The organism is Streptomyces sp. 2114.4, from assembly GCF_900187385.1.
GTDB lineage: Bacteria > Actinomycetota > Actinomycetes > Streptomycetales > Streptomycetaceae > Streptomyces > Streptomyces mooreae.
Map to the genome: position 1 here is coordinate 5,299,710 of NZ_FYEY01000001.1, position 13,434 is coordinate 5,313,143.

A 13,434-nucleotide genomic window follows, 5' to 3' on the forward strand; every position below is an offset into this window, starting at 1 on the left:
GGGGCGCGCGACGGCGCGCTACGCGGCGGACGGAGGGGCGCAATGACCGAGGGCGGAGCGGTGCTCCCCTGGCTCGTCATCCGCCAGGACGAAGGCGGCAACCGGTATCGCGTGGGCCGCTATGCCACCCAAGCGGAGGCGGAGCGGGTGGCCGACCGGCTCGGCATGCGCGGCCACCAGCAGCTTTACGTGGTCGAGAAGGCCGACCGGGCGGCGACCTGAGAGGCGGCGGGCGGGGAAGCGGGACGAGGGCGGGGGACGTAGGCTGCCGCGCATGACGACCGTGCGCGTAGTGGTGGGCGGAGCGGTGTGCGAGCGCGGGCGGCTGCTGGCCGCACGGCGCAGCGCACCGCCCGCACTGGCCGGTCGCTGGGAGCTGCCCGGCGGCAAGGTGGAGGACGACGAGACACCCGTGCAGGCGCTGGAGCGCGAGCTGCGCGAGGAGCTGGGCGTCGAGGCGGCGGCCCAGGAGCGGATTCCGGGGGAGTGGGTGCTGCGGCCCGGCTATGTCCTGCAGGTGTGGACGGCCCGGCTGCTGTCCGGGGCGCCGCGGCCCCTGCAGGATCACGACGAGCTGCGCTGGCTGCTGCCCGGTGAGGAGTCCCAGGTCGACTGGCTGGACCAGGACCGCCCGGCGGTGGCCGAGGCGATGCGCCGGCTGGCGGGGACGGCCGGAGTGCCGGGCGCACGGCCGTAACCGCTGTCCGGTCGGGCGTACGGCCGTAGTCCCTGTCATGGGGCCGCGCGCGGCCCGGAGGCCCGTACACGGCCGGTGCCGGCTTCGCCCGCGCCATCCGGCACCCCAGCACGCCGATATGTTTCATTTGTGCCACAGTGCGCCGCTGCAGGCGGTACTGAGGGATAGATAGCGGGTATGTCCTGATTGACCCCTTCGACGCAGGCAAGACGACGGGGATTGCCACCGGGCTGGGATGTGATCGGCGTGAGCGACAGCGCAGCGGCAGGGGTCCCGGAGCCGGGCTCCGGGCACGTCCGCAGGCGCGGCAGGGCCTCCGGCGCACCCAGTGCCGAATGGAGCTTTCCGGCCGACCCCGGGGCGGTACGCACGGCCCGCACGGCGGTCCGGCGGGTGCTGGACGACTGGGGGCTGAACGGCGCCGCCGACATGGCCGTACTACTCGTGAGCGAGCTCGTCACCAACTCCCTGCGTCACGCCAGCGGGCCGATCGGAGTCCGTATGGTGCTCCTCAACACCGACGGGCTGCTCGTCGAGGTCTCCGATCCGCTGCCCGACCCGCCGCAGGAGCGCGACGCCGCTCCCGACGACGAGGGAGGCCGTGGATTGCAGCTGGTCGCATGCAGTTCGCGGCGCTGGGGGACCCGTCGTGGAAAGAGTGGCAAGACAGTGTGGTTCGAGCTGTCGGTGGCTGGTTAGGAGACAGGTGGGTCCTGATCGTTGCCAATTCATCGACATCCTGTGGGTGGGCTGCGATCGAGACTGTGCTGTGATCGTGAAGACCGTGTTCCGGATAGCCGGGGTACTGGATACTCAGGCGGGTCCGGTCCGGGCACGATGAGCTGGAGGGGACGGGGCTCGTGAGCGAGATGTCATCTGGCGGGGAAGAACCCGCGCAGGCCGAGGGTCAGGGCGGTGCGGACGGCTCCGGTGATCCAGGTGGCCGCCCACACGCGCGGGAGCTGCAAGGCCCGCCCGTGTGGCAGAGCAGCCGGCCCGGATCGATCTATGACTACATTCGCGTGGCCTCCTTCTCGCTCGGCCCCGACGGGCGGATCGACCAGTGGAGCGAGCGGGCGGAGGACATGCTCGGCATACCCGCGCGGTATGCGCTCGGCAAGGACCCCGTCGAGGCCTTCGTCCCGCGCGAGTTGCGGGCCACCGGGCGCCGCAAGGTGTCCGAGATCCTTGACGGCCGGGAGTGGACCGGCCTGGTGCCCTACCGCCGGGGAGAGGGCACGGACGCCGACGGGCTCGCCGAGATCTATGTGATGCCCTCGCGCGACGAGAACGGCGAGCGGGCCGCGGTCTGCCTCGTCGTCGACGTCCGCGCGCTGCGCGGCATCGAGACCGACCTCGCCGCCTCGCAGGCCGTTTTCGGTCAATCTCCCATGGGTTTCACCCTGTTCGGCACGGATCTGCGGCTGCTGCGGGTCAACGAACGGTTCGCCACGGTCTTCGGCGGCCCGGCGAGCAAGTACCGCGGCTGCGGTCCGCACGACTTCCTGCCGCGCTCCGAGGCCGAGCGGATGACCGTCGCGCTGCGCCGCGTCCTGGACACCGGCGAGCCGGTCACCGAGATGCAGTTGGTCGGGATGGCGCCCGCCGAGGACGACCGCCGCCGCTGGTCGGTGTCGCTCTACCGGCTGCACGGCGCCAGCGGCCGCCCGATCGGCGTCGCGGCGCTGGCCGCCGATGTGACGGGCCGTCGGCGGGCCGAGCGCGAGGCCGCCAACGCCCGCCGCAACCTCGCCCTGCTCAACGAAGCCGGTGCCCGGATAGGCAACTCCCTCGATCTGGAGACCACCGCCCGCACCCTCCTGGACGTCGCCGTACCGCAGTTCTGCGATCTGGCCTCCGTGGACCTCTACCAGGGCCTGCTGGCGGGCGACGAGGCCCCGCCCGGCATGAGCGACGGCAGCGCGGAGCTGCGCCGGGTCGCCTTCGCCAGCGCCGTGTCGGACGCCCCGCTGGCCACCGCCCCCGGTGTCCCCGGCGACGCACCGGGGCCGGTCGCGGTCGGCGCCGTCCACCGCTACCCCTTCAACTCCCCCTGCGCGGGCGCGCTGCGGACCGCCCACGCACAGATCATCCCGGGCCGGGACAGCGACGACGGGCCGGAGCTGGGCGCGGTGGTGCACTCCACCCTCGCCGTCCCGATGGTGGCCAGGGACACCGTCGTCGGACTGGTGCAGTTCTCCCGTACGAAGGGCAGCGAGCCCTTCGGGGAGCGCGACACCGCGCTCGCCGTCGAACTGGCCGCGCGCGCCGCGGTCTGCATCGACAACGCCCGCCTCTACCGCCGGGAGCACGAGCGCGCCCTGATATTGCAGCGCAGCCTGCTGCCGCCCGGCGACCCCGAGGCCGCCGGTCTGGACATCGCCTGCCGCTATCTGCCCGGCACCACCGCCACCGAGGTCGGCGGCGACTGGTTCGATGTCATCGAACTCCCGGGACACCGCACGGCGCTGGTCGTCGGCGATGTCATGGGACGCGGGCTGCGCGCCGCTGTGGCGATGGGGGAACTGCGCACCGCCGTACGGACCTTGGCGCTGCTGGACCTGGAGCCCGCCGAGGTGCTGTCGGCGCTCGATGAGATCGCCCGCGGGCTCGGCGGCGACGGCGACGGCAGGTCGTCGACCGCGCGCTCCGCCCGCAGCCGGTCCGGGGCCGGTGAGGGTGCGGGGGAACAGCGCCGCTCCGCCGCTACCGCCGATCTCTCCGAGGTCTACCTCGCCACCTGTGTCTACGCCGTCTACGACCCGGTCACCCGGCGCGCTACGTTCGCCAACGCCGGGCATCTGCCGCCGGCGCTGGTCGAGGACGGCGAGGACGCGCTGCTGCTCGACGTGCCGCCGGGGATGCCGCTCGGGGTGGGCGGCGAACCGTTCGAGGAGATCGAGGTCGAGCTGCCGGACGGGGCGCTGCTGGCGCTCTACACCGACGGTCTGGTGGAGTCCCGCCACCATCCGCTGGAGGAGGGGCTGCAGGCGTTCCGCACCGCCCTCTCGCGCGCCGACCGTCCGCTGGAGGACGCCTGCGACCAGGTCCTGAGCGCCATGGACACCTCGCACGGCGAGGACGACATCGCGCTGCTGATGGCGCGGGTGCACGGGCTGCCCAAGGACGCGGTGGGCGACTGGAACCTGGCGCCGGAGGCCCGTTCGGTGGCCCGCGCCCGGGAGCTCGCCCGTGACCAGCTGACGGACTGGGGCCTGCAGGAGCTGGTCGACACCACGGAGCTGCTGGTCAGCGAGCTGGTGACCAATGCGCTGCGGCACGGCCACGGCGAGATCCGGCTGCGGCTGCTGCTGGACCGCACCCTGGTCTGCGAGGTCTGGGACGCCGACCTCGCCCAGCCGCGCCGCCGCCGGGCCCGGGACACCGACGAGGGCGGCCGCGGACTGCAGCTGGTCGGTCTGCTGAGCCAGGGCTGGGGCAGCCGCCGCACCCCGCGCGGCAAGACCGTGTGGTTCGAGCTCGCGCTACCGGACGGGGAGTCGGTGGCGGTCGATCCGGCCGAAGCGCTGCTGAGTCTGTTCTGAGGGGCTGAGGGACTGAGGGCCTGAGGGGCTGGGGTTCTGACGACGCGGGCGGGGCCCGGGGCGCGCGCCCCGGGCCCCGCCCGTCCGGTCATTCGCCACGACGCCGGATCTTGTTCCCGAGCCACACCAGCGGGTCGTACTTACGGTCCGCGGCGCGCTCCTTCAGCGGGATCAGCGCATTGTCAGTGATCTTGATGTGTTCGGGGCAGACCTCGGTGCAGCACTTGGTGATGTTGCAGTAGCCCAGCCCGTGCTCGTCCTGCGCGGCGCGCTTGCGGTCGAGACCGGCCTGTGGGGCCGCGTCCAGCGGATGCATGTCGAGCTCGGCGATCCGCATCAGGAAGCGCGGACCGGCGAAGGCCTCCTTGTTCTCCTCGTGGTCCCGGACGACATGGCAGGTGTCCTGGCACAGGAAGCACTCGATGCACTTGCGGAACTCCTGCGACCGGCCCACGTCCTCCTGCTGCATCCGGTACTCACCGGGGCCCAGCTCCGGGGGCGGTACGAACGCCGGGATCTCGCGGGCCTTGGTGTAGTTGAAGGACACATCGGTGACCAGATCGCGGATGACCGGGAAGGCCCGCATCGGCGTGATGGTGATGGTCTCCGCACGGTCGAAGACCGACATCCGGGTCATGCACATCAGCCGCGGCTGCCCGTTGATCTCCGCGCTGCACGAACCGCACTTGCCGGCCTTGCAGTTCCAGCGCACGGCGAGATCGGGCGCCTGGGTCGCCTGCAGGCGGTGGACGATGTCCAGCACCACCTCGCCGTCGTGCACCTCGACCGTGAAGTCCTCCAGGTCCCCGGAGCCCGCGTCGCCCCGCCAGACCCGGAAGTGCGCCTGGTAGACGCCGGACTGCTGCTGCTCTTCCTGCGACACGCTCACCGGCTCAGCTCCTCGTCGGTCAGATACTTCGCCAGCTCGTCCTTCTCGAACAGTTCCAGCAGGTCGCGGCGGATCGGCGGGGTCTCGCGGCGAGAGAGGCGGATCTGGCCCAGTGCCGCGTCGGACGCTCGCGCGTCGCCCTGCGGGTCGGCGAGTTCACAGACCAGGTTGATGTTGCGCCAGGTGCGGTCCATCGCCGGATGGTCGTCGCGGGTGTGTCCGCCCCGGCTCTCCTCGCGCTCCAGCGCCGCCCGTGCCACACACTCGCTGACCAGCAGCATGTTCCGCAGATCGATCGCCAGATGCCAGCCGGGGTTGTACTGCCGGTGTCCCTCGACGCCGGCCCGCCGGGCCCGAACCCGCAGATCGGCCAGCCGTTTCAGGGCCTCGAACATCTCGCCTTCCTTGCGGATGATGCCGACCAGGTCGTTCATCGACTGCTGGAGCTCTTGGTGCAGGGTGTACGGGTTCTCCGCCGGGCCCGGCTCGAGGCCGGTGTCCGCCTCGACGAGCTCGGCGCTGAAGGGGCGCAGCGCCTCCGCCTCCGCCGTGTCGATCTGCAGCGGGTCGACGGCCGGCCGTTCGGCCAGCGACTGTGTGTACTCGGCCGCGTGCAGCCCCGCCCGGCGGCCGAAGACCAGCAGGTCGGACAGCGAGTTGCCGCCGAGCCGGTTGGAGCCGTGCATCCCGCCGGCCACCTCACCGGCCGCGAACAGGCCCGGTACGCCGGTCGCCGCCGCGGTGTCCGGGTCCACGTCCACCCCGCCCATCACGTAGTGACAGGTCGGGCCGACCTCCATCGGCTCGGCGGTGATGTCCACATCCGCCAGCTCCTTGAACTGGTGGTGCATCGACGGCAGCCGCCGCTTGATCACCTCGGCCGGCATCCGGGTGGAGACATCCAGATAGACGCCGCCGTGCGGGGAGCCGCGGCCCGCCTTGACCTCGGCGTTGATGGCGCGGGCGACCTCGTCGCGGGGCAGCAGTTCGGGCGGGCGGCGGTTGTGGTCCGGATCCTCGTACCAGCGGTCGCCCTCCTCCTCGGTCTGGGCGTACTTGTCCTTGAAGACGTCCGGGATGTAGTCGAACATGAAGCGCTTGCCCTCGCTGTTGCGCAGCACCCCGCCGTCCCCGCGGACCGACTCGGTCACGAGGATGCCCTTGACCGACGGCGGCCAGACCATGCCGGTGGGGTGGAACTGCACGAACTCCATGTTGATCAGCGGCGCCCCGGCCAGCAGCGCCAGCGCGTGCCCGTCGCCGGTGTACTCCCAGGAGTTCGAGGTCACCTTGAAGGACTTGCCGATCCCGCCGGTGGCCAGCACCACCGCCGGGGCCTCCAGCACGAAGAAGCGGCCGGACTCCCGCTCGTAGCAGAAGGCGCCACAGACCCTGCCGGACCCCGCGGCGGAGCCGCCGGCCGACTCGGTGAGCACCCGGGTGACCGTGCACTCCTGGAAGACCTTCAGCCGGGCGTTGTACGCGCCGAACTCCCTCTCGTCCTCCTGCTGCAGCGAGACGATCTTCTGCTGGAGGGTGCGGATCAGCTCCAGGCCCGTACGGTCGCCGACGTGCGCGAGGCGCGGGTACTCGTGGCCGCCGAAGTTGCGCTGGGAGATCCGGCCGTCCGCGGTGCGGTCGAAGAGCGCGCCCCAGGTCTCCAGCTCCCACACCCGGTCCGGGGCCTCACGGGCGTGCAGCTCGGCCATCCGCCACTGGTTGAGGAACTTCCCGCCGCGCATGGTGTCGCGGAAGTGGACCTGCCAGTTGTCGTGCTCGTTGGCATTGCCCATGCTGGCGGCGATGCCGCCCTCGGCCATCACCGTATGCGCCTTGCCGAACAGGGACTTGCAGATCACGGCCGTCCGCATGCCGGCCTCGCGGGCCTCGATGGCGGCACGCAGCCCGGCGCCGCCGGCGCCCACCACGACCACGTCCCATGCCTGCCGGTCCACATGCGCCATCAGAGGGCACACCTTTCCTTAGGAGAAGCTGTCGTCAGAAGAAACGCGGGTCCGTGATGGCCCCGCTGGCCAGCAGGAAGACATAGAAGTCGGCGACGGCCACGCTGATCAGCGAGGACCACGCGAGCAGCATGTGCCGCTCGTTGAGCCTGCCGACCCAGCCCCACAGCCGGTAGCGCACCGGGTGCTTGGAGAAGTGCCGCAGCCGGCCGCCGATGATGTGCCGGCACGAGTGGCAGGAGAGGGTGTACGCCCAGATCAGCACGATGTTGGCGAGGAAGACCAGGGTGCCCAGGCCCATATGGCCCCAGGCGTAGTTCTCGTCGCGGAAGGTGAGCGCCGTGTCGTAGGTCAGCACGCCCGCGACCAGCACCGCGAAGTAGAAGAAGTAGCGGTGGATGTTCTGCAGGATCAGCGGGAAGCGGGTCTCGCCGGTGTACTTCTTGTGCGGCTCGGCGACCGCGCAGGCCGGCGGCGAGGCCCAGAAGCCGCGGTAGTAGGCCTTGCGGTAGTAGTAGCAGGTCAGCCGGAAGCCCAGCGGGAAGATCAGGATGAGCAGCGCGGGGGACAGGCCCCACCAGCTGCCGAAGATCTCCCAGTTGGGGCCGCCGCGCATGGTGCGGCAGTTCTCCGCCAGACAGGGCGAGTAGAACGGCGAGACATAGGGCGCGTGGTAGTAGTCGGCGTTCGCGAACGCCCGCCAGGTCGAGTAGACGATGAACGCGAACAGACCGGCGGCGGTGCCGGCCGGTGCCAGCCACCAGCGGTCGGTGCGCAGATGACGGGCGGGGATGGCGGCGCGCGAGGCGGTGTGCACACCGTTCGCGGGCGCTGGTGGGGAGGGTTCGGTGCCAGTGGCCAACGTCGGTCTCCGTGAAGGGCGCTCCGTCGGGGCGGGGGCGGCGAAGGCACCGCCGGGGCGGGGCGGGAACGGGATGAGGGGCGGTGAGCGGGACGCGTGCTGCGTCGTCAGGGCGCGTGGCCGTTCCTGGAGCCGAGCCCCTCGTCCTCGGCATCGGTCCACAGCGTGGCGTCGTACGGGGCGTCGGGGATCGTCACCATCTCCTCGACGACGGCGCTCGGACGGCGGGGCCGGCCGGCCGCCACGCTCTGCTTGAGCAGGGTCAGGCTTTCGCGCAGATGGTCCGTGTCGCTGCGGAGCCGGCGGATGTCCAGACAGGCGTCGAGCTGCGCCTCCAACCGTCCCACCGAACGGACCAGACCGTCCAGGCTGCGTTCAACCGCCGTCAATTCGTCCTGAAGGGACATAACGTGCCCTCACTTTTGAAGGTGTGGTGGGCGATCTCATGCGCCCGAGAGTGTCGCGCGTCACAGTAGGCGTTGGGAAGGGGGCGAGCGTGATTACGACTCGAACCGGTGCGTTCCGGCAACCATGCGCCGCGGCGTAGGTCGAACGCGGATACGAAAACCGCCGGTACGCGGGGGTGTTCCGGGTGTCCGGGGGCCCCGGTTCCGGCTGCTGAGGGGCCCGCTGTTGGGCCGGGCGGGTGGGCTTGGCGGCCCGGCCGACGTGTCGGGCGGCCGGTCCGTGCGGGGTCGCTTTCAGTAGGGGTGCCATAGATGTGATGAGCCCCAAAGTCGGCCGAACGTGGTGCGCCGGTCAGGCCCCAGGCGGCGCACGGCGCGGCGCGGGCGAGCCCGGAGGTAACCCTCATGACCGACCACGACCACCCCGCAGGCCGCCGCGCGGCGGGCCGCAGGCGCCGCTGTGCCGCGCTCATCGCGGCCGGGGTGCTGCTCCCGCTGCCGGTCCTGACCGGATGCAGTGACGAGGCCCGGGACACGTCCGTCACCGCATCCCAGGACATCGCCCCCGCGCCCCGCGGCGAACTGAAGAAGGGCGGGACGCTGCGCTGGGCCGTCGACGCGATGCCCGGCACGCTGAACGCTTTCCAGTCCGACGCCGACGCGACCACCACGCGGATCACCGGCGCGGTGCTGCCCAGCATGTTCACCATCGACGCGAGCGGCAGGCCACAGCGCAACGGCGACTACCTGGACGCCGCGGACATCAGCGCCCGCGACCCCAAACAGGTCGTCACCTACAAGATCAACCCCAAGGCGCGGTGGAGCGACGGGCGGCCGATCACCGCCGCCGACTTCATCGCCCAGTGGATCGCGCTGCGCGGCAAGGACAACGCCTTCTGGACCGCCCGCAACGCCGGCTACGACCGGATCGGCAAGGTCGAACAGGGCGCGGACTCCCGCGAGGTCAAGGTCACCTTCGCCCGCCCCTACGCCGACTGGGAGTCGCTGTTCACCCCGCTCTACCCCAAGAGCGTGATGGGCAGCGCCGACGCCTTCAACGACGGCGCCCGTGCGCAACTGAAGGTCAGCGCCGGGCCGTTCCTCGTCCAGAAGCGGGACGCCAAGGAAAGGCGCGTCGTCCTCGTGCGCAACCCGAAGTGGTGGGGCGATCCCGCCCTGCTCAAGAGGATCGTGCTGCAGTCGCTGCCCGGCGACAAGCGGGCCGCGGCGCTCGCCGACGGGAGTATCGATGTCGCCGCGGTCGACCAGGTCGCCGCGAAGCGGGTCGCCTCCGCCCGGAGCGCCGCCTCCGCCGGGCCCCACGAGCCCGGCGACGACAACGCGGGCCCGCAGGGCGGGGAGAACCGCGCCGGGGCCCGCCCCGGCGCCAAGGCCGCCGCGGCGGAGAACGCCGCACTGCGGGGCTACACCATCCGCAAGGCCCTGGAGCCCGCCTACACCCAGCTCGCCCTCAACGGCAGCAGCGGGCCGCTGGCCGACGACCGGGTGCGCCGTGCGGTGGCCCGTGCCCTCGACCGCCAGGAGCTCGCGGACACCGTCCTCAAGCCGCTCGACCTGCCGTCCAGGCCGCTCGGCAGCCATCTGCTGATGGCCGAGCAATACGGCTACCAGGACCACAGCGATGCGCTCGGCGGCCAGGACACCGGGGCGGCCAAGGCGCTGCTCGCCGAAGCCGGCTGGAAGAGCGACGACACCGACCGTCAGCAGGCCGGCGGGAAAGCGGGCGCACCGGTGCCCGGCGCGGGCCGCGCCGCCGACGAGGACGGCGACGACACGTCGGACGACCGCTACGGCAACGAGGGGGCCGGCGACCGGTCCGACGGCGGGGACGACGGCGAGGCCGACGACCGCAACCCGGCCCGCTCCGGCCGTGGCCATGCCGCCCCGCCCGCCAGGGGCGAACGGTCCGACGGCATGCGGCCCGCCGCCGCAAAGGCCCCGCTGTCCTTCACCGGCGCGGTCGGCTCCGAGGTCCAGCAGGCCGCCCTGCTGCGGCAGAGCGCCTCGTTCTACAAGGAGGCGGCGGCCCGGGAGAAGGACCGGGCGGACGGTGACACCACGTCAGCGGCGTACGGCAGGTACAAGCAGTACAAGAAGCGCGCGGCACAGACGCTCGGCGCCGCAGAGCTGATCGAGACCGGGCAGGCCCCGAATCTGCCGGGGTCCGGCGGCCACCCGGGCGCCCTGCACGCGGCCGCCGAACGGCCCGCCGACGCGGCCTTCGCACCACGGCCGGCCGGCCAGAAGGGAACCAAGATCGCCGCCGTCAGGAAGAACGGCAGGCCGCTCACCCTGCGCTTCGTGCTCCCCGACGGGGCCGGCTCCGCACAGCTGCGCACCGTCGGACGGCAGATCGCCGAAATGCTCGGCAAGATCGGCGTACAGACCTCCCTCCAGCGGGTCTCCGACGCCAGCTACTTCCAGGACCACATCGCCTCCGGCGACTACGACCTGGCGCTGTACTCCTGGCCCGGCACCGCCTACCCGGCGACCGACGCCCGGCCGATCTACGCCAAGCCGCAGCCCGCGCCCGACGGCTCGCTGACCGTCGAGCAGAACTACACCCGGGTCGGCACCGACCACATCGACCAGCTCTTCGACCAGGCCGCCTCCGAGCTGGACGAGGGCGCCGCGCACACCCTGGTCGAGCAGGCCGACGCCAGGATCTGGGCGGCCGCCGGATCGATTCCGCTCTACCAGCGGCCCGAGCTGGTGGCCACGAAGAAGACGCTCGCCAACGTCGGCGCCTTCGGCTTCGCCACGCCCCGTTTCCAGGACATCGGCTACCAGATGTAGCCGGGTCGGCACCCTGACGAATAAAAGGCAAGAAACCGCAGGTCAGGCGGCGTAGATACGGGCTGCGGCGGCCAATGCCGCCGCAGCCCCGTACGATGGGGTGAGGCCGTGGCTTCGTTATGCCCGGCAGGCGCGCGTACCGAATGGACGTGTCGCCACCCACGATTCCGGGAGAAGCGCCGCCAGTATGCCCACGCGCCACGACATTCGTAACGTAGCCATCGTCGCCCACGTCGACCACGGGAAGACGACCCTCGTCGACGCCATGCTCAAGCAGGCCGGCGCGTTCGCCGAGCACGCCGCCGAGAAGCTTGACGACCGGATGATGGACTCCAACGACCTGGAGCGTGAGAAGGGCATCACGATCCTCGCCAAGAACACGGCGGTGAAGTATCACCCCAAGGACGGCGGGGACCCGATCACGATCAACATCATCGACACCCCCGGCCACGCCGACTTCGGTGGCGAGGTCGAGCGCGGTCTGTCGATGGTCGACGCGGTCGTCCTGCTGGTCGACGCCTCCGAGGGCCCGCTCCCGCAGACCCGCTTCGTGCTCCGCAAGGCCCTCGCGGCCCGGATGCCGGTCATCCTGTGCATCAACAAGACCGACCGCCCCGACTCCCGCATCGACGAGGTCGTCAACGAGACCTACGACCTCTTCCTGGACCTGGACGCGGACGAGGACCAGATCGAGTTCCCGATCGTCTACGCCTGTGCCCGTGACGGCGTCGCTTCGCTGACCAAGCCGGAGGACGGCACCGTCCCCGCCGACAGCGAGAACCTCCAGCCGTTCTTCACCACGCTGCTGGAGCACGCCCCGGCGCCGGAGTACGACGCGGCCGCCCCGCTCCAGGCCCACGTCACCAACCTCGACGCGGACAACTTCCTCGGCCGTATCGCGCTGCTCCGGGTCGAGCAGGGCGAGCTGCGCAAGGGTCAGAACGTCGCCTGGATCAAGCGCGACGGCACGATCCAGAACGTCCGCATCACCGAGCTGATGATGACCGAGGCGCTGACCCGCAAGCCCGCCGAGGTGGCCGGTCCGGGCGACATCTGCGCGGTCGCCGGTATCCCCGACATCATGATCGGCGAGACCCTGGCCGACCCGGAGAACCCGATCGCGCTGCCGCTGATCACGGTCGACGAGCCGGCCATCTCCATGACCATCGGCACCAACACCTCGCCGCTGGTCGGCCGTGGCGGCACCGGCAAGGGCGCGGACGCCAAGAACGCGGTCAAGGACCGCAAGGTCACCGCCCGCCAGGTCAAGGACCGCCTGGAGCGCGAGCTGATCGGTAACGTCTCGCTGCGCGTGCTGGACACCGAGCGCCCCGACGCCTGGGAGGTGCAGGGCCGTGGTGAGCTGGCGCTGGCCATCCTGGTCGAGCAGATGCGCCGCGAGGGCTTCGAGATGACCATCGGCAAGCCGCAGGTCGTCACCAAGCAGGTCGACGGCAAGACGTACGAGCCCGTCGAGCGCATGACCATCGACGTGCCCGAGGAGCACATGGGCGCCGTCACCCAGCTGATGGGTGTCCGCAAGGGCCGGATGGACAACATGTCCAACCACGGCTCCGGCTGGGTCCGCATGGAGTTCGTCGTCCCCTCCCGCGGCCTGATCGGCTTCCGTACCGAGTTCCTGACCAACACCCGCGGCACCGGTATCGCGCACTCCATCCACGAGGGCCACGAGCCGTGGTTCGGCCAGCTCTCCACCCGTAACAACGGCTCCCTGGTCGCCGACCGCTCCGGTGCGGTCACCGCCTTCGCGATGACCAACCTCCAGGAGCGCGGTGTGCTCTTCACCGACCCGGGCACCGAGGTGTACGAGGGCATGATCGTCGGCGAGAACTCGCGCTCCGACGACATGGACGTCAACATCACCAAGGAGAAGAAGCTCACCAACATGCGCTCCTCCTCGGCCGACTCGTTCGAGGCGATCGTGCCGCCGCGCAAGCTGTCGCTGGAGCAGTCCCTGGAGTTCTGCCGCGACGACGAGTGCGTCGAGGTGACCCCCGAGGCCGTGCGCATCCGCAAGGTCGTCCTGGACCAGAAGGAGCGCGGCCGCACTGCTTCCCGCGCGAAGCGCTGAAGGACCGCGCCAAGCGGTAACCGCGCCAAGCGGTAAAACGGGGCGCCCCTCCACGTGAGGGGTGCCCCGTTCGCGTACCCGGAGCGCGGCGGGGCGGTCCGCGCCCGGGCCACCGAGGAGACGACGAAGGGCCGGCCGGGGCTCCTCCGCTCCGTCACCGC

10 protein-coding genes are annotated in these 13,434 nt (G+C 71.3%); 6 read left to right on the forward strand and 4 right to left on the reverse strand.

Annotation, left to right across the window (positions count from 1 at the left end; all coding sequences use genetic code 11):
* Positions 1-42 precede the first annotated feature (42 nt).
* From CFW40_RS23475 to CFW40_RS23490, 4 genes are all read left to right on the forward strand, one after another.
* Positions 43-222 carry an SPOR domain-containing protein gene (locus CFW40_RS23475; protein WP_088799738.1) on the forward strand — a complete coding sequence of 60 codons (180 nt, stop codon included), beginning with the start codon at positions 43-45 and terminating at the stop codon, positions 220-222.
* Positions 223-274: 52 nt separating this feature from the next.
* Entirely contained in the window at positions 275-697 is a 423-nt protein-coding gene (locus CFW40_RS23480; RefSeq protein WP_176956402.1) for a (deoxy)nucleoside triphosphate pyrophosphohydrolase, read from the forward strand.
* Positions 698-934: 237 nt separating this feature from the next.
* The gene (locus CFW40_RS23485; RefSeq protein ID WP_088799739.1) at positions 935-1,396 is read left to right on the forward strand and encodes an ATP-binding protein; all 462 of its coding nucleotides are present in this window, start codon (positions 935-937) and stop codon (positions 1,394-1,396) included.
* 278 nt (positions 1,397-1,674) lie between these two features.
* Positions 1,675-4,242 (forward strand): SpoIIE family protein phosphatase, encoded by a 2,568-nt coding sequence (locus CFW40_RS23490; RefSeq protein ID WP_088799740.1) that lies wholly within the window; start codon positions 1,675-1,677, stop codon positions 4,240-4,242.
* A gap of 88 nt (positions 4,243-4,330) precedes the next feature.
* On the opposite strand, the gene CFW40_RS23495 is transcribed toward CFW40_RS23490, so the two are convergent.
* The 4 genes from CFW40_RS23495 to CFW40_RS23510 form a co-directional block, all read right to left on the reverse strand.
* Positions 4,331-5,131, reverse strand: a complete 801-nt coding sequence (locus CFW40_RS23495) for a succinate dehydrogenase/fumarate reductase iron-sulfur subunit (protein WP_088799741.1) — start codon at positions 5,129-5,131, stop codon at positions 4,331-4,333.
* The gene (locus CFW40_RS23500) at positions 5,128-7,095 is read right to left on the reverse strand and encodes a fumarate reductase/succinate dehydrogenase flavoprotein subunit (protein WP_088799742.1); all 1,968 of its coding nucleotides are present in this window, start codon (positions 7,093-7,095) and stop codon (positions 5,128-5,130) included. Before CFW40_RS23500 ends, CFW40_RS23495 begins: the two co-directional genes overlap by 4 nt.
* 34 nt (positions 7,096-7,129) lie before the next feature.
* A complete protein-coding gene (locus tag CFW40_RS23505) occupies positions 7,130-7,957 on the reverse strand; it encodes a hypothetical protein (RefSeq protein ID WP_088799743.1) in 828 nt (275 codons plus the stop codon).
* 107 nt (positions 7,958-8,064) lie between these two features.
* On the reverse strand, positions 8,065-8,364 hold the full coding sequence (locus CFW40_RS23510; RefSeq protein ID WP_088799744.1) for a hypothetical protein: 300 nt from the start codon (positions 8,362-8,364) through the stop codon (positions 8,065-8,067).
* Between the two features lie 405 nt (positions 8,365-8,769).
* On the opposite strand from CFW40_RS23510, the gene CFW40_RS23515 reads away from it, so the two are divergent.
* Positions 8,770-11,181, forward strand: coding sequence for an ABC transporter family substrate-binding protein (locus CFW40_RS23515; protein ID WP_088799745.1), 2,412 nt, complete (start codon positions 8,770-8,772; stop codon positions 11,179-11,181).
* A gap of 187 nt (positions 11,182-11,368) precedes the next feature.
* Complete coding sequence (typA, locus tag CFW40_RS23520; RefSeq protein ID WP_088799746.1) at positions 11,369-13,273, forward strand: translational GTPase TypA; 1,905 nt, start codon at positions 11,369-11,371, stop codon at positions 13,271-13,273.
* Positions 13,274-13,434: the final 161 nt, after the last annotated feature.

Bases quoted from the DNA above. Each gene is read 5' to 3' on its own strand.
- typA (WP_088799746.1), top strand. From the start codon at position 11,369: ATGCCCACGCGCCACGACATTCGTAACGTAGCCATCGTCGCCCACGTC.
- CFW40_RS23475 (WP_088799738.1), top strand. From the start codon at position 43: ATGACCGAGGGCGGAGCGGTGCTCCCCTGGCTCGTCATCCGCCAGGAC.
- CFW40_RS23510 (WP_088799744.1), bottom strand. From the start codon at position 8,364: ATGTCCCTTCAGGACGAATTGACGGCGGTTGAACGCAGCCTGGACGGT.
- CFW40_RS23515 (WP_088799745.1), top strand. From the start codon at position 8,770: ATGACCGACCACGACCACCCCGCAGGCCGCCGCGCGGCGGGCCGCAGG.
- CFW40_RS23500 (WP_088799742.1), bottom strand. From the start codon at position 7,095: ATGGCGCATGTGGACCGGCAGGCATGGGACGTGGTCGTGGTGGGCGCC.
- CFW40_RS23480 (WP_176956402.1), top strand. From the start codon at position 275: ATGACGACCGTGCGCGTAGTGGTGGGCGGAGCGGTGTGCGAGCGCGGG.